A 22,789-nucleotide genomic window follows, 5' to 3' on the forward strand; every position below is an offset into this window, starting at 1 on the left:
ATGGGTAATTGTTGAACAACTACTCAAAAACCACTAAATACCCGATTTTAAAAATACGTTGCTTTCAATTTAATGGCTTTTGCTGATTTGTAATACCATTACGTAGTCAAAAATAACCCACCCAATTTAAAGACTTTAACCAATCATGCGTAGTGCAAAATTAAATTAGAGTTGGTTTTAAATGTCTGTGGATGACTTAAAGAGTTGACTTAGGCGGTTAAGAATAATTGAAAAAGTCTGCCCTCCTTTAGGTAACAAACCGAGTAGTTTGTTTTCACCACCACCTTATGACCTTAGTAACCAACTAATTACACACTCAAAAAAAACCTTATTACCTTATTGTCCGAAGTGCATACATCCCTTTTTTATGCTTTCATTTTTATAAGGTAATAAGGTTTGTGAGTTTACTTGTTATATATTTTACTAAGGTAATAAGGTTATACCATTATGTTGTCAAAAATACCCCACCCAATTTAAAGACTTTAACTAATCATGTGTGGTGCAAAATCAAATCATAGTTGGTATAACTTACGCTGAGATTTTCGATAACTCCATTCTCTCAACAAAAACACCAATAAATCGTAAAGGGATATCGGCACAAATGCTGCTCTCCAAACAGATTATTTGCATCTACCGGCAGATTGTTCCTTGTAAGTATGCCAAAGCTTAAAATATTCTTGTATTTTTGTTACCGGTTTTTCACAGACTGGTGTTGGCAGTAACCATAAAGCGACAAACTACAATGAATAAAGCATTAACATTTTTATTGACACTTTTAACTTTAAGTGTATTTGGACAAAAAAATCCAACAGAAGAGGCGCAACCAATTGTTGCAGAAGGAAAACTTTTATATAAATCAGAAATGGCTTCTTGGTATGGAACAGACTTGTTTTTAGAAAACTATCAAGACAGAGAAAATATTGGTGGTTACTTTTCATATTCAGACAAAGAGGTTGCTATATGTATTTTCTTTTCAAAAGCAGAAAAACCAATAGTAATTGGAACTATTTCGTTTGACAGTACATACAACATAAAGACAGCAAATGTAAGTTTGACTGAAAGAGAATTTACAAAGACAGAGAATGACTTATATGAAATTAGAAAAATTGCATTGACAGAAATTAACTCTGATACTTTGTTTAAAACCTACATGAACACCAATCTAAATTTAATTCCACTAATCAATGGTAATGACAAAAAGGTTTATGTTTTGACAGGACCTCGAAATTATGGCGTAGTAATTTTTGGCAACGACTATTTGCTGACTTTTGATAACAACAACAAATTAATGGTCAAAAAGCAACTTCATAAAAATATCATTCCAGTTTACTATGATGAAAATGAAGATGAAGACAATAAAAGTGTTGGAGCTATGCACAGCCATTTGCCTGAGACAGGAGAATTTATGACAGCCACAGACATTTGCACACTGATGCTATATGAAAAATTTGCAAAATGGGAACAGCATATTGTAGTTTCTGAAAAGTATATGAATATTTGGAGTTGTAAGACCGACCAACTTACTGTAATTCCAAGAGACATATTTGACAAAAACAATAAAGACCAAGAAAAGCGAAACAAAAAGGACAAGAAGAAAAAAGATGAATAACAATGAATACTGCCAACACAAGCAACCGTTGCACAACTACTCAAAAACCACTAAATACCCGATTTTTAAAAAAGTTACCTTCAAATTAAAAGTTTCTGCTGATTTGTAACTTGCCTGAGTTTTCGAATAATCTAAGACACTCAAAATAAGTATCAATAAACCCCTCAGGTTTTTCAGTTCCGATACTGCTCTGCAAACAGATTATTTGCATCTGCCGGCGGGGTGTTCCTTGTAAGTATGCCAAAGCTTAAAATATTCTTGTATTTTTGTTAACGGTTTATAGTCAGACTGACGTTAACAACAAAGCTTTGGCGACATCACAACTCTGAACTGATTGCAAGAATTAAAAGTTAATAATTTTCGTAACAGCTCTAATTAAATTGAAACTACTTATGCTGACGAAGAAAAGATTACCACTTTTAATTACACTTATTTGTTGCTTAGAATTATCAATTTACTTGTGGGCAACTTGGACAAGCACTTTAGATAGGAATAACTTTTTTGCAATTCAACCAGAATTTATTTTTGATAAGTGCGCCCGTTTAGCAGGCAGAGTATCATCATTCATTATACTTTCTATATTATTAACGGTAGGGTTTTACGGACTTAAAAATATTTATGGTAATGAAAAGCTAAAGGTATCTTTTCTGATTTTGATAACCCTATTTACTTGTAATCACTTAATCCATTTATTGTTTGTTATTCTTCGTTTCATAAGTCATGGAGAATCACTTGCTCTAAATGGACCAGTAGAAATCGGAGGAACAATACATGGAATAATTACTTTCACTTCTATTGTTTTAGTTCCAGTTATTCTTTGGAAGTATAAAAATTTAAACAACCCCCTCTACATTGTCATAATTCTTTTTTTACTTAATATCAGTAGTTTCATTGTTAAAACTTTTTTGGGTAAGATAAAACCACCTGAACATCCTGCATATCATAATCAACTTGGAATCGTTTTAATTTCTGCTGCTTGCATTTATGTATTGTTAAGAGTTTATCAAGAGAACAAGTTTAACACAAATGAAATCAAATGAGCCTTCTAACAAACTTCTCTGCAGACTTCGGGCTGATGTTCTTCGGGCAAACTGTAGCACATGCCGCTAACATAAAAATTGCAAGAAATAGAAAAAAGAAGAACTTTGAAAGGTAAACAAACAGTTGTGCAAGTAACAAATCCTGGAGGAAAACGAACAGTAGTAGTTCTTAACCCTTATTTTTACTTTTTAATCCCTTCATCGTTGTGTTCTAATCTAAATGACACCAATCATGATCATTCAACTCAGAGACAATACAAATATTGACCGTAATGGACTTCGGGTCAGACATGAAAACTTTCAGATAGGTAGTAGTGCTTCCATTACGCTTACAAAGTCCTGCTCTTATGAAAAAGTCATATTAGAACACAGTTTTCACTCGGATATGCGTAAAGCGGCTCTTCACTTCATTTTTAACGGACAAACTTCCTTTACACAAGGTGATAGTGTTCCGCCTGCAAATTTTGGTGGCGACAAATGCAACTTAATGATTATCCAGCCAAACCCAACAGTTCAAAAACTTACTGCAAAAGGGGATGTTCTTATGGCTTCGTTTTATATTGAATTAAGTCGTTTTATTTCTCTCCTTGACATAGCTATTGAGGCACTCCCTGAAAAATTTCAGAGAGCGATATATAAGAACGTATGTAGTTGCAATAATTTCAAATGGACACCTCGTGCTTATTATGCTGTAAGTCAACTGTTGAATGTTAATGACCAAACAACTTCTTCAAAGCTGTTTATGGAAAGCAAAATGCTTGAATTAATTGCCATTTTGCTTGAGACCGAGCACTGTGATTATTATTCAAACATTACTATTACCAAATCTGACATTGATAAAATTTACTTTGTTCAGGGAAGGATTCTGTCTGACTTATCTTCATGCTTCACACATGAACAGCTTGCCAGACTTGCAGGAACAAATGAGTTTGTTCTCAAAAAAGGTTTCAGAGAAGTTTTCGGGAAACCGGTATATCAGTATCTTTTGCAAAAACGAATGGAGAAAGCGATGGACTTGTTATTAACCACTCACATGCAGGTATCGGAAATAGCCTTGCTTGTCGGTTATGAGGATGCTTCTGCTTTTATAAGGGCTTTTAAAAGAGTATTCAATACTTTGCCGATGATGGTTCGTAAGAATTCTTTCACGGCGTAAAATTATTCCGTTTCTGCACATCATAACCAGGACGGTTGTTTCAATTTTGCAGTAAACTTAAACTGCAATAGCAATGAAAAATTTATTTAATCAGCAAGACAAAGACGAGTTAATCAATCGCCTATCAAATTTATCGCCCAATCATTTACCTAAATGGGGTAAAATGAACGCACATCAGGTTATCGTTCACATGACCGACCCACTGCGTTGTGCCATAGGAGACCGACCTGTGCCATTGAACCCAAGCATTTTTTCAAAGTGGCCTGTAAACAAACTGTTTTCACAGTATCTGCCATGGCCAAAAGGGGCACCAACTGCTCCTGAGTTTATTCAGGGCGTGAAGGGTTCCCAGCTCAACGAATTTGAAAGAGACAAACAAGAATTGATTTTAGCCATTCATCGTTTTTCGGAACATCAAAATTCAAAACCATTCCCTATTCAGCCGACATTTGGAAAACTCAATAACAATGAATGGGCAAGGCTCATGTGGCGGCACATCAATCACCACTTGACACAATTCAGCCTTTAAACACATGGACAAGAGCAGCACACAACACGGGTATCTGTTCCGCAACTACTCAAAAACCACTAAATACCCAATTAAAAAAACAATACCTTCAAATTAAAGGCATTTAATGATTTGTGGTTATCCCAATTTTTACAAATCGAGATGCCACACAAAAGCATCAATAAACCACACAGGGTTTTCTGCCCTGATGCTTCTTTCCAAACAGATTATTTGCATCTGCCGGCGGGGTGTTCCTTGTAAGTATGCCAAAGCTTAAAATATTATTGTATTTTTGTTAACGGTTTTTTCACAGACTGACGTTAACAGCAATGCATTTGTGGAGGTTGTTTGTTTAAAACTATCTTTAGGATGACTGACAATAAACTAAAACTATCATGAGACTCATCATCTTGATTTCATCGTTGTTATTTCTATTCAATAGTTCTTTCGCTTGCAGTTGTAGTGGTGGACAATCATTCTGCTACACTCATACGAGTTACGACTTGACTGCAAGTTGCGTTGTAATTGATGCCTTTCCTCATGGAATTTCATTAAAAGTAATAAACGTATTTTATGGCAGTGAGAACAGAGACACTATAACGATATGGGACTTGGGCGGACCTTACTACATGTGCAATGACTCTTTAACTTTTGCAAGTGCCGCTAGTTTGGGAGGCATTGGTGACACATTAATTCTTGCTTTGCCAAAAATTGGCACAGTAGAAAACGCTTGGGATGTAGTTGGAGATTATAGAACACCGGGCTTTCAGTGTGATGCCTATAGACTTAGAGTAGTAAATAACACAGTTTTGGGATTTATTTCTGGTTCACCTTATTGTTACTACTTAAATAACTGCCTGACTAGTTACAACTATGACGATTACCTTGTTGACTTTCCTATTAAAAGTTTAAACTGTCAAACATGGTTAATCTCTGACGACTTACACTTGCAAGAACTCTTAAATTATCATCCTAATCCGACTTCGCACAAAATCACCTTCACAACATCTGAAAGAGGAACACTTACAATTACAAATAACCTCGGACAATTTGTTGATAGTGTTTCCATCACAGACAATCAAACACAAATCTCAACAGACAATTTGCTTGATGGTGTTTACTTCTTGACTTTTCAGACAGGAAGGAGCACTGTAACCAGAAAGTTGATCGTTAAGCAATGAGGATTGCAAACCCACAACACGGGTATCTGTTCCGCAACTACTCAAAAACCACTAAATACCCAATTAAAAAAACAATACCTTCAAATTAAAGGCTTTTAATGATTTGTGGTTAACCCGATTTTGACAAATCGAGACGCTCAACAAAAGCATCAATAAACCGCACAGGGTTTTCAGTTCCGATACTGTTCTCCAAACAGATTATTTGCATCTGCCGGCGGGGTGTTCCTTGTAAGTATGCCAAAACCTAAAATATTAGTGTATTTTTGTTAACGGTTTTATATCAGACTTACGTTAGCGGTATTGTAAAATAGCACCACAAAAATATAGTTTCCATAATATGACTATTGATTAGTCAAACCTACTTAGCTGACTATGAAACAAATTTTTATCAATTTACCAGTAAAAGACGTTGATGCTTCAATGAACTTTTACTTACAAATAGGATTTACAGTTAATCCTCTTTTTACGTTTGACGACCAAAAATGTATGGTTTGGACAGACCAAATTTATGTTATGCTTCAGACACTTGAAATGTCAAAAAAAGGAGAGAAGAAAAACATAGCTGACCCTAAAAAAAACAGAATTGCTACGTTTACACTTCCAGTTGAAAGTCTTGATAGAGTTAACGAAATTATGGAGAAAGGTTTAAAAGCAGGTGGGACAGAACCAATAAAATTCATTGATGAAGGATTTATGCAAATTAGAAATATTGAAGATTTAGACGGACATAACTGGGGAATAATGTTTCTTGACATAGAAAAATTTAAAAAAATGACAGGAAAGTAACCGTGGACTGAAAAACAACGAAAATGACTATCAGCAACTTTGACATAAAACTTAGACCAACAGTAATTGAAGACCTGGATACTTTATTTCAATATCAAATTGACAAAGAAGGTGGCTACTTTTAGCTGCTTTTATACCTAATAAATAACCACGCAGACAAATCTGCGTATTTGGACAAATACCAAAAGTTGTTAAGGAACCCTGCTGTGATAATCAAACAATCATTATTTAAAATCTGATTGTTGGTATTATTGCGAAATTCATAATGGCAGGAGACGCAGAAATTACTTATTGGATTGACAGAAAATACTGGGGACAAGGTAAAGCGAGAAAAGCACTAAAAGAATTTCTAACAATTGAAACAATCAAACCAATTTATGGAAGAGTTGCGTTTGATAATTTTGGTTCACAGAAAGTATTAGAAAACTGTGGTTTTGAAAAAGTCGGCACTGACAAAGTCTTTGCGAATGTACGACTCTCAGAAATAGAAGAATATATTTATAAACCGACTTAACAATGGAAAAAGGCACAACAAACCGCTAACATCATTTTGGCAATAGCGGATCTGACAGTTGTAAACTCAACATTTGTAATTCTATTGGGCATTTGTGCGAATGTTGAGATCACGTTTTTCAAATGCCCTATCATCGCCAATAAGTAGCCGTTGTGTAAAGGTGAAACAGACGACAAACATAACCAACTGTATTTAATCGAAATGGAACTATTTAAAACCAAATTATTAACACTTAGGCCTGCAACTTTGGACGACAAGAAAAGTGTATATAATTGGCTGGCTCATTCCAATTTGACAAAGGCAATGCTTGGTCCACCAAATTTTTATGACCATCCTATTCCGACTTGGGACGAGTTTAACCAAGACTATTTAGACCATTATTTTGACGGCTCACAACCTTTAAAAGGACAATGCTTTATTTTAATCCATAATGGTCAACCAATCGGACAGATAAATTACAACGAAATAGACATCACTACAAAATCAACAGAAATTGACATTTGGTTAGCAGACCGAAAATACACCGGCAAAGGGTTTGGAACAGAAGCCATAAAGACTTTATGCGAATATCTGTATTATAAACTTCAATGTGAGACCATTTACATAGCACCCTCAAAACGAAATATTATCGCAATTAAAGCATATAAAAAAGCAGGTTTTATTGAAACTAAAAATCTGCCTGACAACTTTGTCCCTGACTATGAAGACACAGTAGTATTGTCAAAAACTTTACGAAAGTGAAATGAACGAAAGACAGAACACCAACCCATAACAGCGGTAACTGTTGCACTACTACTCTAAAAACCACTAATTACCCGATTTTTAAAAAAGGCGCCTTCAATTTAAAGGCTTATGATGATTGGTGGTTAACCCAATTTTGACAAATCGAGACGCTCCACAAAAGCATCAATAAACCGAACAGGGTTATCAGTTCCGATGCTGATCTCCAAACAGATTATTGGCATCTGCTGCCGGGGTGTTCCTTGTAAGTATGCCAAAACCTAAAATATTAGTGTATTTTTGTTTGCGGTTTTTTCATAGACTGACTTAGTGGCAATATCTATGACGACAGTGCAACCATTAAACAGATGGGCTGACTGTAAACTTAAAAACAACAAATTTTGACAGGTGGACAACGACATACGGGAAACATAAAATCGGGACTGTTCGGGCAGACAGACCAAAACTCATGCCTGCACAATAAAAATTTAAAACACCCCAACCGCACAAAAAAAATTGAATTTCTATTGCTTATCTCATTTGGCACATTTACTTTTGCTGCAAATGCACAAGCCATCCCGGAGGCAAAGTCAAAAGAGCTAAACCGCCAACGCTTTGTTTAGGGCAGTGCTTTAAATAACCTTTTGCTGAGAGTCATAAACTTTCAATCATAAATAATATTATCTTTGGCGAAGCGTTAAAGCGACTGAATGAAAAAAATTGCCGTCATACTCTTAATGTTTCTTTACCTGATACCCGCTATCGGGGTAACGATATCAACTCATTATTGCGGGGGCAAGGTTACTTCAGTCTCATTTAATCCCTTCGATACAAAACACAAGTGTCCCTGCGGCAGTAAGAAAATGAAAAAAAACTGCTGCAAAGACGAAACCACCACCTTCAAGTTAGAAGACGAGCAGCGAAAAACACAACAGGTTTTCTGCAACTTTATAAAAATTAAAATTTCGGACTTTCAACCTGCACTTACTTCCAACCTGACTTTTAACTATCGCTCTCCGCTTCTCTTTACAGAGTTTGACCATAGCGCACACCCACCCGATGACCTGAAGCACCCGCTTTACATCCGTCATCGCGTGTTCCTTATTTGATTAACTGTTTTTGTTTTTGAGCCGACACTCTAATAGTGTATCGGCTTGTTGTGCTTTAATCAGCACGACAGTTTATCTCATTATTAAAAATTAAAAACAGTAAAAATGAAAATCTCAAAATCAATTTTTGCAACAGCAGCTATAGCTGCTCTTGCTCTTACAGTCAGTATTTCTTCCTGTATGAAAGACCACGGCGATGACCATGACATGCTCAACATTGACTATCCGGCTGCTTACATCGTGAACGGCAACTCCAATAACATTTCAGTAGTCAAACTTTCCGACAATACAGTTACAGAAACAATTTCTCTCAATGGCGCTACTTATCCGCATCATATCTATCTGAACCCCGGTAACACAAAATTAGCCTTAGCCATTACAAGCACCGATTTGAGTGGTGGCCATGGCGGACATAGCGGCACACTTACGGGTTTAAAAGTTCAGATCATTGATGCCGTTACAGGGATGATTGACAAAGAAATTGCTTTGAATAAAATGCCTCACAATGCAATTTTCAATCCTTCGGGAACTGAACTTTGGTTTGGGCAAACGGACACTATACAAAGTCAGGTGTTGGTTTACAATACTTCAGATTGGACTTTGAAAAACACCATTAACGTAGGCGCGGGGCTTTCAGAAGTTACATTTTCATCAGACGGCACAATGGCTTTTGCCTGTAACACAATGGACGGCACGGTTACTCTTATTGATGCGAACAATAAAATGATACACGAAACACTCACAGTCGGGCAAGACCCTGTAGGCGCATGGATGGCAAGCAACGGCAAAATGTATGTGGACAATGAAACAAGCCAGACCATTTCCGAAATCACCGTTTCATCTATGAGCGTTACAGCAACTATCAATCTTGGTTTCAAGCCCGGCTATGCGGCTTACAATTCTTCAAATGGTGAGCTATGGGTATCTGATGCAACCAACGGCAAGGTGGAGTATTACACGTTCATGAGCGGTTCGTGGGGTTCTGTGGGTAGCATTGCGACCGGAGCAGATGCCCATGCAATTGCCTTTACATCCAACGGCAGCACAGCGTATGTTACCAATCAGGGCGCAAATACTGTTTCAGTTATTGATGTAGCTACTCATGCCGTTACTAAAACCATCTCGGTAGGAACAAAACCAAATGGCATTGCACTAAAACAATGAAACTCTACATCAAAAATATGGTGTGTACCCGCTGTAAAATGGTAGTGAGGTCCGAGTTGGAAAAACTCGGGCTTCACCCCGTTTCGGTTGACTTGGGAGAAGTGGATATTAATGAAGAGTTAGAAGGTTTTCAACGGCAGGACATTCACACCGCCCTTCAAAAATTCGGCTTTGCATTGTTGGATGATAAAAAGAGCGTAGTCATTGAGCGGGTGAAAAACCTGATTGTTGATTTAGTGCAGAACAAAAACAACCAACTCAATACAAATCTTTCCGATTACCTAAGCAGGGAGTTAAACCACGACTACTCCTATATCACAAACCTATTTACGCAGGTAGAAGGCACAACCATAGAGCAATATTTCATTGCACAAAAAATTGAAAGAGTAAAAGAGTTGCTGGTGTATGATGAAATGAGTTTAAGCGAAATCGCATTTCAACTCAATTACAGCAGTGTAGCACATTTAAGCACACAATTCAAAAAAGTAACAGGACTTACTCCTTCTCATTACAAACAACTGAAAGAGAAAAGGCGCAGGCCGCTTGAAGAACTGTAAAACTTATAAATAATTTCAAAAATTCTGTAACGTTCATTGCCGTGTTCAATCCTAATTTTGTCCCATCAAAATTTTTAAAAGATGACACATACCTACAACGTTTCGGGAATGACTTGCGGCAGTTGTGAAGCCAAAGTAAAAAGTGCCTTGCTCACTTTGCCCGATGTAACCAGTGCAGAAATAACAAGAACAACTGCCACCATCACTATGAGTAAACACATTGCTTTAAGCGAACTGCAAAAAGCAATCAGTGAAAAGGGCAATTACAAAATCACAGTAGCACATCACAGCGAAACAGCAGAACAAGTAAAGAGTTGGCTTGAAACCTACAAGCCCGTTCTGCTCATCTTTGCTTACATTACCACCATTAGTTTGCTTATTCAAATTACCAATCACCATTTTATGCCCATGCAATTGATGCAGCATTTCATGGCGGGCTTCTTTCTTACTTTTTCATTCTTCAAGTTGCTCAACCTTTCAGGCTTTGTCGAAAGCTATGCCATGTATGATGTAATCGCAAAACTTATTCCCGCTTGGGGCTATGTATATGCTTTTACCGAATTGGTTTTAGGCATTGCTTACCTTATCAATTTCAATCCGCTTATCACAAATGCAGCTACGTTCATTTTAATGTCGGTAAGCATCATTGGTGTTTTGCAAACTGTGTTGAACAAAAAGAAAATTCAGTGCGCTTGCTTGGGTGCAGTGTTCAATTTGCCTATGAGCACCGTTACCATCATTGAAGATGCTTTGATGATTGCCATGAGTGGCATTATGCTTTTACAAATGATATAGAATAACCATCGTTAATAATTAAAATATGGAACAACATCACAAACATCATCAGCCAGAGCATCAGCAACACGAAACCCTTCAAGTAGCAAGCACTTATTCGCACTATTCTCATTCGGCTGAACATGATAAACACGCGGGACATAATGTTTCTGATTTTTGGAAGCGGTTTATTGTATGTTCCGTTGTGTCTGTTCCGGTGCTCGCCCTGTCTCACATGATACAACTGTGGTTGGGATTTGAATTCAGTTTTACGGGCGACAAATATGTATTGGCTGCCCTCTCCACTTTTATTTTCATCTATGGCGGCTATCCTTTTCTAAAGGGATTGTATGATGAGGTAAAAGAAAATGCCATTGGAATGATGACACTTATCGGTGTAGCTATTTCCGTTGCATGGGCTTACAGTATGGCTGTTACTTTCGGTTTGCAGGGGATGGATTTTTACTGGGAAATGGTAACCCTGATAGACATTATGCTCATAGGTCATTACCTTGAAATGAAGTCTGTGATGGGTGCTTCCCGCTCTTTGGAACTACTCGTTAAAATGATGCCCTCAACCGCACATCATTTGGTAAACGGTCAAATACACGATATGCCGGTAAGCCATTTAAAAATCGGAGATATGATAATGATTAAGCCGGGCGAAAAAATTCCGGTTGATGGAATTGTAACTGAAGGAGAAAGCTATGTGGATGAAAGTATGCTTACTGGTGAGAGTAAACCCGTAAAAAAAGAAACAGGCTGCAAAGTCATTGGCGGTGCTTTAAATAGTAATGGTTCTCTCACGGTGAAAGTAATAAGCACAGGCAAAGACAGCTATCTCAATAAGGTGGTGAAACTGGTAGAGGATGCTCAAAAAGTAAAATCCAAAACACAAAATTTTGCCGACCGTGCCGCAAAGGTCTTAACCTTCGTTGCCTTAGGTGGTGGCATAATAACGCTTGCGGTTTGGCTGCTGTTAGATTATCCGTTTGTGTTTGCATTGGAAAGAATGGTTACTGTAATGGTTATCTCATGTCCTCATGCTTTAGGATTGGCAGTGCCTTTGGTAGTAGCTATTTCAACTTCAGTTTCGGCACAAAAAGGTTTACTTATTCGCAACAGAACGGCTTTTGAAAATGCGCGACTGATTACTACCATCATTTTTGACAAAACCGGAACACTTACTAAAGGTTCGCATGAATTACAAGAAATAAAAGTCCTGAACTCTAATTTTGACGAAAAGGAACTGCTTCGGCTTGCTTCGGGCATTGAACAACATTCGGAACATTATATCGCCACAGGTATTCTGAGAAAAGCCAATGAACTAAATCTTGAAATTCCAAAATCAGAAAAATTCAACTATTTGCCCGGCATAGGTTCCGAAGGAATTGTAGATGGTAAAGAAGTAAAAGTTGTAGGCCCGAATTATTTAAAAGAACATAACATTAAGGCAATTTCTTCGGCAGATAATTTAACAGGCACTGTAGTTTACCTATTGATTGAAAATGAAGTTACAGGATATTTTGTTTTCGCTGACCATATCAGAGATAGTTCTCTTGAAGCTATTGAGATATTGAACAAAGCTGGAATAAAAAATTTATTGCTTACTGGCGACAACGAAAAAGTTGCAAAGAAAGTAAGCGAAGAATTGAAAATGGATGGCTATTTAGCCAATGTATTGCCGCATGATAAATTAGAAAAAGTAAAAGAACTTCAGGTAAAAGGAGAATATGTTGCCATGACAGGCGATGGCGTAAATGATGCACCCGCATTAGCTCAGGCGGATGTTGGCATTGCTGTTGGCTCTGGCACAGATGTGGCGGCAGAAACAGCAGATATTATTTTGGTGAACTCCGACCCGAAAGACATTGCCAATCTGATATTATTTGGAAAAGCCACTTACAACAAAATGATACAAAACCTGTGGTGGGCAGTGGGCTACAATATTATTGTAATCCCACTGGCAGCAGGCGTTTTATACAAATGGAATATTATGCTTAGTCCTGCATTTGGTGCAGTGTTGATGAGTGCAAGCACCATCATAGTAGCCATTAATGCTCAACTGTTAAAAAGAAAAATGAACCAATGACCGAACAAAAATTCATCCCCGCACTTGGCTACAATTTTCTGAGTGAGTATTACGACCTCACCGTTAAACTCACCATGCCTGAAAAAAAAATCCGCGGCAAGCTGATTGATTTCGTCAATCAGCTTTCAGGCGAAAGCATTTTAGAGTTCGGTTTTGGCACTGCACAAAATCTAATCCTGTTAAAGCAACTAAAACCCGAAGCATTCGTGCAGGGTGTGGACATAGACCCCAAAATAAAATCCATTGCTGAATACAAATTGCGGAAGCACAACTTAGAAGTGCCGCTTCATCTTTACGATGGAAAAACCCTGCCTTTTACTGACAACTCATTTGATAAAGTTTTCAGTTCGTTGGTCTTTCACCAGTTAGATGCAAAAACAAAACTGCATTGCCTTATAGAACTGCATCGTGTTCTCAAACCGAACGGCAAACTCCTGATTGGCGATTGGGGCGGTGCTAAAAATAAGTGGATGCGCTTTTCATTTTATGCCGTACAGTTATTAGATGGTTTCAAAACTACCAACGACAATGTAAACGGCTTAATGCCTCAATTCATTTCCGATGCGGGTTTTCAGCAAGTTTCGGAAGTGGATTTTATCAATACTAACATCGGAACATACAGTTATTACACAGCAGTAAAAAATTAATAAACTATCAAAATCAAATTAGAAAATGAAAAAACAAATCACAATCGCAGTGTTGTTACTCACAGCAGTAATGTTCTTCGTTTCTTGCGGAAATAAAACATCTGAAAACAAAAAAGAAAACACTACCACCGAACAAACCTCCAACGCAAAGTATCAATGCCCTATGAAATGCGAGGGCGGAAAAACTTACGACAAGCCCGGCTCCTGTCCTGTATGTAATATGGACCTGAAAAAAGTGGAGGAAAACCATGAGCATCACGGACAAGACAGCACACACCAGCATCACTAAAAATCAATTTTAACCGGCAACTCATGATTGAAAAAATAATTTCATGGTCAACACATAACCGCTTCTTTGTTTGGGTGGGCATTTTGCTCATTATAGCGGGTGGCGTGTTTTCAGTAATGAATACACCGGTTGATGCCATTCCCGACCTTTCCGAAAATCAGGTGATTGTTTACACCGAATGGATGGGGCGCAACCCGCAAATCATGGAAGACCAGATAACTTACCCGTTGGTTTCCAACTTGCAGGGCATCCCCAATGTAAAAGATATTCGTGCGGCTTCCATGTTCGGTATGAGTTTCATCTTCGTCATTTTTAATGACGATGCAGAAATCTACTGGGCAAGAACCCGTGTATTAGAGCGACTGAATTTCGCTCAGAAAGCATTACCTCAGGGCGTAACACCAACTCTTGGTCCTGATGGAACAGGGGTTGGTCATGTGTTTTGGTACACCCTTAAAGGCAATGGATATGATTTAGGCGAACTCCGTGCCGTGCAGGACTGGTATGTAAAATTTGCCTTGCAAAATGTGCAGGGCGTAAGCGAAGTAGCATCCTTTGGAGGATTTCAAAAACAATATCAGGTCAGCATCAATCCTAACAAACTCATTTACTACGACGTATCGGCTATGGATGTTGCCAACGCGCTTAAAGCGAACAACCGCGATGTGGGCGGCAGCATTTACGAAATGAACCGAATGGGTTACATGATCAGGGGTTTGGGATACATAAAAGACATTCAGGATATAGAAGAAATTTCCGTTGGCTCTTACAAATCTATTCCTATCAAACTCAAAGATGTGGCTGATGTGCAAATGAGCAGCGACATCCGTTTAGGCATTGTGGACGAAAACGGGGAAGGTGAAGTAGTAGGCGGTGTGGTAGTTGCCCGCTATGGTGAAAACGCCAAAGAAGTTATTGACCGCGTAAAAGAACGCTTAGGTGATGTAGAAAAAGGTTTGCCCCCAGGAGTAAAAATTAAAGTTGCTTACGACCGCAGCGATTTGATTGAAGCCGCTATTGCCACACTCAAAGAAGCCCTTTGGGAGGAGATTGCAGTGGTTTCATTAGTCGTGCTGCTTTTTCTTTTCCATGTGCGCAGTGCAGTTGTTGCCATTGTTACAATTCCTTTATCTGTCCTCATCGGCTTTATTTTAATCAAGCTGTTCGGCATTTCGCTAAATATTATGTCTTTGGGCGGAATTGCTCTTGCCATTGGCGATTTGGTAGATGCCGGAATTGTAATGACCGAAAATGCCTACAAAAATTTAGTGAAAGAAGTAATTCAAAATGCCGACTGATGGAAAAGTTAAGAATAGGACATACTAATGAACTCAGCGAAGAAGAGCGCATCAAAATTATTGAACGCTCATCGCGCACTGTTGGAAGAGCTGTTTTCTTTTCCATTCTGGTAACGCTCATTTCATTCGCGCCCATCCTGTTTCTCGAAGGGCAGGAAAAGAAATTGTTTTCTCCATTAGTGTCCACAAAAACCTTCACCATGATTGGCTCTGCCATTGTGGCTCTTTTAATTGTGCCTATGCTATTGCGATCGGTAATGAAAGGCAAACTTGTTCCTGAAAGTCGAAATCCTGTTTCCAATTTCTTTATAAAAATTTACACGCCTGTTTTACAACTTTGCCAACGCTGGAAAAAAACCACTATTGCAATAGCAATAATCATTGTGTTAGGCAGTATTCCTTTTGTGCTGCGATTGGGTTCAGAATTTATGCCTCCTTTAGATGAAGGCTCTTTGTTGTTTATGCCAGTTACTTTACCTGATGTTTCCAATAACGAAGCCAAGCGAATTTTACAAGTGCAGGACAAAATAATAATGACTGTTCCTGAAGTAGAAAATGTCTTAGGCAAAGCAGGTCGCGCTTACACCGCCACAGACAACGCGCCTATGAGCATGATTGAAAGCATTATTCTATTAAAACCAAAATCAGAATGGCGCGAAGGCATGACTACCGAAAAACTCATTACCGAACTGAATGAGAAAGTGCAGATACCGGGCATTACAAACGGATGGACACAACCTATCATTAACCGCATCAATATGCTTTCTACCGGAGTGCGGACAGACATCGGTATTAAAATTTACGGACAGGAATTAGATACTATTTATGTAATAGCTCGTCAGGTAGAAAAGTCTTTACAAGGCATTGAAGGATTAACCGATTTGTATGTAGAGCAACTTACCGGAGGAAAATATTTAGATATAAAAATTAAACGGGAAGAAATTGCCCGCTATAATCTTTCGGTTGAGGAAGTAAATATGATTATTGAAATGGCTTTGGGAGGAATGCCTGTAACCAACACAGTAGAAGGCAGGCAGCGTTTCAACGTGTCCATGCGTTTTGCACAGGATTTCAGGAAAGACATTTCCGAAATAAAACGAACACCCATACAAACAGCAAACTACGGAGTTATTCCACTATCAGCCGTTGCCGAAATAGAGATTACCGAAGGTCCGCCCATGATTAGTTCCGAAAACGCCATGTTGCGCGGCACAGTTCTGTTTAATGTGCGTGGCAGAGATATGGGCAGCGTGGTGGGCGATGCCAAAAGGAAGATTGAAGAAGATTTCAATCAACTACCCAAAGGTTATTACATCAACTGGAGCGGACAATATGAAAGTAAAGTCCGTGCCGAAAACCGTTTGAAAATTATTATTCCCATTACGCTCTTGATTATTGCCTTCGTTCTCTACTTCACTTTTCGTTCTGCCAAAGAAATGCTCATTGTGCTTTCCAGTATTCCCATTGCTTTAATCGGTGGTGTGTATTCCATGTATTTTTTTGAAGTGAATTTTTCCGTTGCCGTTGCCGTTGGTTTCATCGCACTATTCGGCATTGCGGTAGAAACAGGCGTGTTAATGCTCGTTTACACGAACGAAGCAATAAGAGACAGTACATTAAAAAAGAACAGTGCAGCGCTTACACAAGACGAAATACGGGCGGCAGTTTTTTCAGGTGCAGTAATGCGTGTCCGCCCAAAACTCATGACCGTAATGGCTGACATGATTGGGCTGCTGCCCATTCTTCTGGCAACAGGAGTAGGAAGCGATGTAATGAAGCCCATCACCATTCCTTTTGTATTCGGGCTGATTAGCTCTACCCTTTTCGTTTTAATCGTTTTGCCAGTGGTCTATCAGTTAGTGAAAGAATACGAATTGAAAAAACACGGTAAAGTGCAATACCTTGATATAAAAGACTGAGTTATGAAATATTCACTGCTTACTACTCTTATTCTTTCATTCTGCCTGCTCCAAATTCGAGCACAGGACACCACCCGCATTTCATTAGACAAATTACTTCAACAGGTAGAAGCCAACTACCCGTCCATCATTCAGTATCAATACAACATTCAATCTATTCAGGCAAAAGCTGACGGTGCAAAATCTTGGATGCCGCCCACCTTATCCACAGGCATCATGCGTTTCCCTTACAACTTGTCTATGATAAGTGAGAAGAACGACCCTATGAACCAGGCAGGTGTTACATTCTCTTTTGAACAAATGATACCCAATTCAAGCAAACTAAATGCAAATAAAAGTTACATCAACTCATTAGCTGAAATTGAAAAATCAAAAAGTGAATGGACAAAAAACGAGTTAAGACGCGAAGCAAAAATTCTTTATTACAACCGTTTTGTTGCCGAGAAAAAACAACTTATCCTGAAAGAAAGCGAAGAAATATTAAAACTACTTATCACAACTTCCGAAGAAAAATTCAGCTACAATCAATCACAATTGCAAACCATTTACAAAGCAAAAGCCCGTTTAGCCGAACTCAACAACATGTTATTGATGCTTGACGGCTCCATTTCAGAAAGCAACATCGGCTTAAATATTCTTATGGTGCGCGATGTAAACACCGCTTTCCAAATTGATACGCTTATTACTCCCCAAAATTATTCAGTTAGTCTTTCAGATACCGGAAGCATTTCCAACCGAAGTGACATTAACGCTCTCAACAAATACATACAATCTATGAAACTGGAACAGCATGTAATGAAATTAGGTGTGCGCCCTGATTTCGGTGTTCGTGCTGAGCACATGCAAATGTTCGGAATGCCCAGTCAATGGTCTGTTATGGGAATGTTGACACTTCCGATTGTTCCTTGGGCTTCAAAAATGTATCGCTCCGAAACAAAATCCATTGACTTTCAAATCCGGTCTATGGAACAGGAAAAGCAAACAATGGAACTGATGGCAAAAAGAATGTTATCGGAAAAACTTGCCATGCTCAGTTATGAAAGCGCACAATATCAGAGCTATACCAAAAATATTATCCCGGCTTATGAAAACAACCTGCAAGCCAACTTGCTTGCTTACAAGCATAAAACAGGTGACTTTTTTGTCTTGCTCGATGCTTGGGAAATGCTCTTGATGAAAAAATTAGAAGCGTATGACAAACTGTTTAACATCTTAAAATTAGAAGCCGAATATGAATTCGAGAAAGAAATTAAATAGTATCTGTTTCATGGCTTTGTTGTTCCTTTTTTCAATAGTATCTTCCTGCAAAAACGATGAAGAACAACATCAGCACCAAAACGAACATTCACAGCATGGCGATACAGTTTATTCCTGCCCAATGCATCCTGAAATTGTAAGTGATAAACCGGGCAATTGTCCCATTTGCAAAATGAAATTAGAACCGGTAGAAGAAGAATTGGTGCAAACCATTTCACCTAACAAGCAGGTTTTGTCTAATCAGTCAACTGTAAAACTCCAAGCGAACAACAAAGGAAGTAAATTAAAAGCAGAGGGGTATATCATACCTGCTCAAAACCGTAACCAATCTGTTGCGGCACGTTTTGGAGGAAGAATTGAAAAACTTTATATCAAGTTCAGCAATCAATATGTAAAGCAAGGCGACAAAATCATGGACATATACAGCCCATCGCTACGCACTTTTAAGGAGGAACATTTATTTCTAATGAAATTAAAAGCTGAAAGTTACTTACTGGAAAAATCAAGAGAGAAACTTCGTTTGCTGGGAATTACCGAAAATCAAATTGAGCAGTTAGAAAAAAACGGGACAGTGGATTTAACCATTGCTGTTTACTGTCCTGCTAACGGCTATGTATTTTTTGAAGAGCAATTACCACAACAAAACTCAGAAACTAAAAATGCTGTATCCATGAACAATATGGGAATGCAGCAAAGCACAGGTAATCAAAATTCCTTTGCTGCGTCTATTTCACAATTTCGTGAAGGTGTATATGTCAACGAAGGACAAACACTTTTCATCGTAAACGATTTACAGGAAGTTTGGGCAATTGTATCTGTTGCCAATCAATATGTAAATCAAATATACGAAAATCAAACTGTTGAATTAATAGCTGAGAACAATCTTTCGATTTCACTGAAAGGCAAGGTTGTATTGAAAGAACATACCTTCGAGGAAGCCAATCAGCGTTTTGCAAGAGTTAGAATTGCGTTGCCCAATTCAAATAATTCGCTGAAAATAAATTCGCTTGTTACCGCACAGTTTTATTTATCTGATAGCAAAAACTTACAAGTTCCTGCATCAGCAGTTTACAAAACAGGTTTACATGCGTATGTGTGGGTAAAGACTGATACCACAAAAAGCGGCACCGGAATTTTTCAGGCACGGAAAATAATTATTGGAACAAGTAATAATGGAATGATAAGTATTTCAAGCGGACTTTCATCTGAAGAGGAAATTGCAAAAGAGGCGGGTTTGATGATAGACAGCGAAACATTTTTAAGCGAGGATTAACATGAAGCAAATATTAATTTCAACCATCTTGTTCTCAATTCTTATTGTTTCGGGTTGTAACAACAGCCACGAAAATCATCAGGAAACATCCGGCACTTACTACACATGCCCCATGCACCCAACCGTAAAGAGCAGCACTCCGGGTTCATGCCCTGTTTGCAATATGTCATTAATCAAAGTTGAAAAAAACGAAAACGAACATGTAGGGCATCAGGGCAACTTTATCACCATTGACCTACGCAAACAAAAATTAGCAGGAATAAAAACCGATACCGTCAGGTTGAGAACAATCACAAACCTATCAACCATTATAGGAACAGTTGCCATTGATGAAGAACAAGTAAAAACTATCAGCAGTCGTGCAAAGGGCCGCATTGAAAAGTTGTTTGTAAAAAATACAGGAGTATATACCAAAAGTGGCATACCGCTATACAGTATTTACAGCGAACAACTGCAAGCCGATGAAAAAGAATATCTGACGTTATTTGAAAAATCTAAAACTCTTGGTGTAACAACACAACTCACTAAAGAGTTGGCAGAAGCAGCAAAAAATAAATTACTACTTTGGGGCTTAACCGAAGAACAAATTTCAGATTTAGAAAAATCGGGCAACACAAGTCCCCTGATAACTTTTTTTTCGCCCGTAGAAGGATATGTTACAGAAGTAAGCATAACCGAAGGAATGTATGTAGAGGAAGGCAGCCCGCTATTAAAAATCACTTCGCTCAATCAAGTTTGGGTAGAAGCGCAAATCTATTCCAATGAAGTTTCAAAATTAGCAGAAAATAAATACTTTCAGGTATTCAGCGAAAGCAATCCCAAAGTAGTTTTCACGGGAAAATTAGCTTATAGCAATCCGGTAATTGAAGACGGTAAAAGAATTTATCTGCTCAAAATAAGGGTGAATAATTCGGGTGGCAAACTCATCCCCGGAACTTTGGTTTCTGTTATTCCCCAAAAATCATCTTCTGATGTTTTGGCAGTTCCAAAATCAGCCCTGCTGTTAGAAAAAATGCAAACCATTTGGATGTTGGCGCACGACAACACTTTTGAGCAGCGAATGGTAAAAACAGGCAATGAAAATAACTACTGGATTGAAATTGAGTCAGGCATAAAAGAAGGTGAGATAGTAGTTACAGAAGGCGCATATTTAATCAGCAGCGAGTTTATCTTAAAAAGCGGAGCGAGTCAACAGCATGAGCATTGAAAACCCTTGCAGAGGTTTAAGCCCATTTGCAAGCCCCCAAGAGTCCAAACTCAGGCCAATACTTGCAAAAGAGCTTCCACCTTACCGCTCTTAGAAAAATTGAAAAAAAGAAAATCTCCTCCCCTTCTTAAAAATAAAAAAACACGAAACCGCACAGACCAACTCGACACAGACAAAGACTTTAAAACTTAATATTGACAAAGGTTTACATGGTTGAAAGACTGAAAACCTACTGATAAAAGGCGTAACTGTTGTACTACTACTCAAAAACCACTAAATACCCAATTTAAAAAAAACGTTACCTTCAAATTAAGGGCTTTTAATTATTTGTGGTTAACCCGATTTAGACAAATCGAGATGCTCCACAAAAGCATCAATAAACCGCACAGGGTTTTCTGCACTGATGCTTCTTTCCAAACAGATTATTGCATCTGCCGCCGGGGAGTTCCTTGTAAGTATGCCAAAACCTAAAATATTAGTGTATTTTTGTTTGCGGTTTTTAGACAGACTGATGTCAGGCTGTGAAAAAACTTGTTTTTGCAAAAACTCCCATAAAACAGGCTATAGCATAATCCCCATATCCCCTCCTTTTGATTGGAGCGGAGGCATTTTATAGCAACAATCTATAATTGTGTGAGCTTATTGTCAGAAAAAAGGACAAAGGATTTTATTCGTGAGAAACTTTATGGACACTGCTGTTTCATAAACCATAAAGTTCTTAAGGCATCATCACTTGCAAGGCCTGTTTTTGGACTGTGATTTCAAAATTTTGGTCAATCATGGCAGGGTCACCGTCTATCTGAGCCTGAACAGCGTGTGGACATTTTATAAATGCATGATTGGTTTCAATAGCCTGGAAAAGCCGGCTTTTGTGTAACCTTCCGATTAGGAATAAAAATACGACCCATAGTATCAGATATAAGGGGAAAGTACGCACAACCGTTAATTCCAGCAATCCGTCATTTAACTTTGAAGATGGGGTCAATCCCAACCCGTATCCGAATTGTCCCGAATTGTTGAAGGTAATATCAAAAGCCGAAGGAGAATAAGTCGTGTCATTACAAACTAACCGGCAATTAGTTGGATGATATGCTGGCAGGCCTGATGCGATTGTCAGCGCATACCCTACAACACCTCTGTTTCTTCGTCCTGCAAACCGGGCAGCGACATTGGCAGAATATCCGATTCCGGCACAACTGAAAAAGCATCGTTGATTGATTAAACCCACATCAATTGCAGAAATTTGTCCTTTATTGAGCAATTTTATGGCTTCTATTTGCTGAAGAGGGATTTTCAGTTTTGTTGCCAACCCATTTCCTGAACCTAAAGGAATGATACCCAAAGCCACCGATGTATTCACTAACTGCGAACCCACTTCATTGACGGACCCATCTCCTCCCACGGCAACGACCATATCAAATCCATCCGCAACGGCTTCCTGAGCTAAAAACACAGCATGACCGGCAAACTGAGTGTAGGCAATTCGATAGTCATACAATCCTGTGTCAATATGTGCTCCAATCAGTTCCGGGATCCTTATTTTTTTACTAATTCCGGCAATGGGATTGACAATAAACAAAACCCGTTTTTTAGTGAGATTGAGAACCATTGAGTTGCTGTATTATTAAAAGTGCGTAAAATTCCGTTATTTTGACCTTTATTTCACTATTGACAACCAAGAATTTATAT

21 protein-coding genes and 1 pseudogene are annotated in these 22,789 nt (G+C 38.4%); 20 read left to right on the plus strand and 2 right to left on the minus strand.

Annotation, left to right across the window (positions count from 1 at the left end):
• Positions 1 to 742 precede the first annotated feature (742 nt).
• The 20 genes and pseudogenes from IPM47_19315 to IPM47_19410 all read left to right on the plus strand — a co-directional run bounded on the left by IPM47_19315 (position 743) and on the right by IPM47_19410 (position 21,100).
• The gene (locus IPM47_19315; protein ID QQS28957.1) at positions 743 to 1,609 is read left to right on the plus strand and encodes a hypothetical protein; all 867 of its coding nucleotides are present in this window, start codon (positions 743 to 745) and stop codon (positions 1,607 to 1,609) included.
• A gap of 392 nt (positions 1,610 to 2,001) precedes the next feature.
• Positions 2,002 to 2,649 (plus strand): hypothetical protein, encoded by a 648-nt coding sequence (locus IPM47_19320; GenBank protein ID QQS28958.1) that lies wholly within the window; start codon positions 2,002 to 2,004, stop codon positions 2,647 to 2,649.
• 232 nt (positions 2,650 to 2,881) lie between these two features.
• Entirely contained in the window at positions 2,882 to 3,805 is a 924-nt protein-coding gene (locus IPM47_19325) for a helix-turn-helix transcriptional regulator (GenBank protein QQS28959.1), read from the plus strand.
• Between the two features lie 73 nt (positions 3,806 to 3,878).
• Positions 3,879 to 4,334 (plus strand): DUF1569 domain-containing protein, encoded by a 456-nt coding sequence (locus IPM47_19330; protein ID QQS28960.1) that lies wholly within the window; start codon positions 3,879 to 3,881, stop codon positions 4,332 to 4,334.
• Positions 4,335 to 4,708: 374 nt separating this feature from the next.
• Positions 4,709 to 5,494, plus strand: coding sequence for a T9SS type A sorting domain-containing protein (locus tag IPM47_19335; protein ID QQS28961.1), 786 nt, complete (start codon positions 4,709 to 4,711; stop codon positions 5,492 to 5,494).
• Between the two features lie 372 nt (positions 5,495 to 5,866).
• Complete coding sequence (locus IPM47_19340; protein ID QQS28962.1) at positions 5,867 to 6,280, plus strand: glyoxalase/bleomycin resistance/extradiol dioxygenase family protein; 414 nt, start codon at positions 5,867 to 5,869, stop codon at positions 6,278 to 6,280.
• A gap of 23 nt (positions 6,281 to 6,303) precedes the next feature.
• Positions 6,304 to 6,794 (plus strand): annotated as a pseudogene (locus tag IPM47_19345) (GNAT family N-acetyltransferase).
• Positions 6,795 to 6,995: 201 nt separating this feature from the next.
• Entirely contained in the window at positions 6,996 to 7,535 is a 540-nt protein-coding gene (locus tag IPM47_19350) for a GNAT family N-acetyltransferase (protein QQS28963.1), read from the plus strand.
• Between the two features lie 689 nt (positions 7,536 to 8,224).
• Entirely contained in the window at positions 8,225 to 8,623 is a 399-nt protein-coding gene (locus IPM47_19355; protein ID QQS28964.1) for a hypothetical protein, read from the plus strand.
• A gap of 105 nt (positions 8,624 to 8,728) precedes the next feature.
• Complete coding sequence (locus IPM47_19360) at positions 8,729 to 9,787, plus strand: YncE family protein (GenBank protein QQS28965.1); 1,059 nt, start codon at positions 8,729 to 8,731, stop codon at positions 9,785 to 9,787.
• Positions 9,784 to 10,344 carry a helix-turn-helix transcriptional regulator gene (locus IPM47_19365; protein QQS28966.1) on the plus strand — a complete coding sequence of 187 codons (561 nt, stop codon included), beginning with the start codon at positions 9,784 to 9,786 and terminating at the stop codon, positions 10,342 to 10,344. Before IPM47_19360 ends, IPM47_19365 begins: the two co-directional genes overlap by 4 nt.
• An 81-nt stretch (positions 10,345 to 10,425) precedes the next feature.
• Positions 10,426 to 11,139, plus strand: a complete 714-nt coding sequence (locus tag IPM47_19370; GenBank protein QQS28967.1) for a cation transporter — start codon at positions 10,426 to 10,428, stop codon at positions 11,137 to 11,139.
• A gap of 25 nt (positions 11,140 to 11,164) precedes the next feature.
• Positions 11,165 to 13,210 (plus strand): cadmium-translocating P-type ATPase, encoded by a 2,046-nt coding sequence (gene cadA / locus IPM47_19375; GenBank protein QQS28968.1) that lies wholly within the window; start codon positions 11,165 to 11,167, stop codon positions 13,208 to 13,210.
• Positions 13,207 to 13,857 (plus strand): class I SAM-dependent methyltransferase, encoded by a 651-nt coding sequence (locus tag IPM47_19380; GenBank protein ID QQS28969.1) that lies wholly within the window; start codon positions 13,207 to 13,209, stop codon positions 13,855 to 13,857. Before cadA ends, IPM47_19380 begins: the two co-directional genes overlap by 4 nt.
• Before the next feature lie 25 nt (positions 13,858 to 13,882).
• Positions 13,883 to 14,146 (plus strand): hypothetical protein, encoded by a 264-nt coding sequence (locus tag IPM47_19385; protein QQS28970.1) that lies wholly within the window; start codon positions 13,883 to 13,885, stop codon positions 14,144 to 14,146.
• A gap of 23 nt (positions 14,147 to 14,169) precedes the next feature.
• Complete coding sequence (locus IPM47_19390; protein QQS28971.1) at positions 14,170 to 15,444, plus strand: efflux RND transporter permease subunit; 1,275 nt, start codon at positions 14,170 to 14,172, stop codon at positions 15,442 to 15,444.
• Entirely contained in the window at positions 15,444 to 17,363 is a 1,920-nt protein-coding gene (locus tag IPM47_19395) for an efflux RND transporter permease subunit (protein QQS28972.1), read from the plus strand. The genes IPM47_19390 and IPM47_19395 overlap by 1 nt, the downstream gene beginning before the upstream one ends.
• 3 nt (positions 17,364 to 17,366) lie before the next feature.
• A complete protein-coding gene (locus IPM47_19400) occupies positions 17,367 to 18,620 on the plus strand; it encodes a TolC family protein (protein ID QQS28973.1) in 1,254 nt (417 codons plus the stop codon).
• Positions 18,621 to 18,630: 10 nt separating this feature from the next.
• Positions 18,631 to 19,893, plus strand: coding sequence for an efflux RND transporter periplasmic adaptor subunit (locus IPM47_19405; GenBank protein QQS28974.1), 1,263 nt, complete (start codon positions 18,631 to 18,633; stop codon positions 19,891 to 19,893).
• A gap of 1 nt (position 19,894) precedes the next feature.
• A complete protein-coding gene (locus tag IPM47_19410) occupies positions 19,895 to 21,100 on the plus strand; it encodes an efflux RND transporter periplasmic adaptor subunit (GenBank protein QQS28975.1) in 1,206 nt (401 codons plus the stop codon).
• 333 nt (positions 21,101 to 21,433) lie between these two features.
• On the opposite strand, the gene IPM47_19415 is transcribed toward IPM47_19410, so the two are convergent.
• Together IPM47_19415 and IPM47_19420 are read right to left on the minus strand one after the other, a co-directional pair.
• Entirely contained in the window at positions 21,434 to 21,643 is a 210-nt protein-coding gene (locus IPM47_19415; protein ID QQS28976.1) for a hypothetical protein, read from the minus strand.
• A gap of 175 nt (positions 21,644 to 21,818) precedes the next feature.
• Positions 21,819 to 22,709 (minus strand): diacylglycerol kinase family lipid kinase, encoded by an 891-nt coding sequence (locus IPM47_19420; protein QQS28977.1) that lies wholly within the window; start codon positions 22,707 to 22,709, stop codon positions 21,819 to 21,821.
• Between the last annotated feature and the right edge of the window lie 80 nt (positions 22,710 to 22,789).

The sequence above is a fragment of the Sphingobacteriales bacterium genome (genome assembly GCA_016700115.1).
Lineage (GTDB): Bacteria > Bacteroidota > Bacteroidia > Chitinophagales > UBA2359 > UBA2359.

Coding starts and splice junctions, on each gene's coding strand:
- IPM47_19405 (QQS28974.1), top strand. CDS start 18,631: ATGGCTTTGTTGTTCCTTTTTTCAATAGTATCTTCCTGCAAAAACGAT.
- IPM47_19365 (QQS28966.1), top strand. CDS start 9,784: ATGAAACTCTACATCAAAAATATGGTGTGTACCCGCTGTAAAATGGTA.
- IPM47_19360 (QQS28965.1), top strand. CDS start 8,729: ATGAAAATCTCAAAATCAATTTTTGCAACAGCAGCTATAGCTGCTCTT.
- IPM47_19325 (QQS28959.1), top strand. CDS start 2,882: ATGATCATTCAACTCAGAGACAATACAAATATTGACCGTAATGGACTT.
- IPM47_19385 (QQS28970.1), top strand. CDS start 13,883: ATGAAAAAACAAATCACAATCGCAGTGTTGTTACTCACAGCAGTAATG.
- IPM47_19390 (QQS28971.1), top strand. CDS start 14,170: ATGATTGAAAAAATAATTTCATGGTCAACACATAACCGCTTCTTTGTT.
- IPM47_19320 (QQS28958.1), top strand. CDS start 2,002: ATGCTGACGAAGAAAAGATTACCACTTTTAATTACACTTATTTGTTGC.
- cadA (QQS28968.1), top strand. CDS start 11,165: ATGGAACAACATCACAAACATCATCAGCCAGAGCATCAGCAACACGAA.
- IPM47_19315 (QQS28957.1), top strand. CDS start 743: ATGAATAAAGCATTAACATTTTTATTGACACTTTTAACTTTAAGTGTA.
- IPM47_19420 (QQS28977.1), bottom strand. CDS start 22,709: ATGGTTCTCAATCTCACTAAAAAACGGGTTTTGTTTATTGTCAATCCC.
- IPM47_19330 (QQS28960.1), top strand. CDS start 3,879: ATGAAAAATTTATTTAATCAGCAAGACAAAGACGAGTTAATCAATCGC.
- IPM47_19395 (QQS28972.1), top strand. CDS start 15,444: ATGGAAAAGTTAAGAATAGGACATACTAATGAACTCAGCGAAGAAGAG.
- IPM47_19340 (QQS28962.1), top strand. CDS start 5,867: ATGAAACAAATTTTTATCAATTTACCAGTAAAAGACGTTGATGCTTCA.
- IPM47_19335 (QQS28961.1), top strand. CDS start 4,709: ATGAGACTCATCATCTTGATTTCATCGTTGTTATTTCTATTCAATAGT.
- IPM47_19350 (QQS28963.1), top strand. CDS start 6,996: ATGGAACTATTTAAAACCAAATTATTAACACTTAGGCCTGCAACTTTG.
- IPM47_19370 (QQS28967.1), top strand. CDS start 10,426: ATGACACATACCTACAACGTTTCGGGAATGACTTGCGGCAGTTGTGAA.
- IPM47_19410 (QQS28975.1), top strand. CDS start 19,895: ATGAAGCAAATATTAATTTCAACCATCTTGTTCTCAATTCTTATTGTT.
- IPM47_19355 (QQS28964.1), top strand. CDS start 8,225: ATGAAAAAAATTGCCGTCATACTCTTAATGTTTCTTTACCTGATACCC.
- IPM47_19400 (QQS28973.1), top strand. CDS start 17,367: ATGAAATATTCACTGCTTACTACTCTTATTCTTTCATTCTGCCTGCTC.
- IPM47_19380 (QQS28969.1), top strand. CDS start 13,207: ATGACCGAACAAAAATTCATCCCCGCACTTGGCTACAATTTTCTGAGT.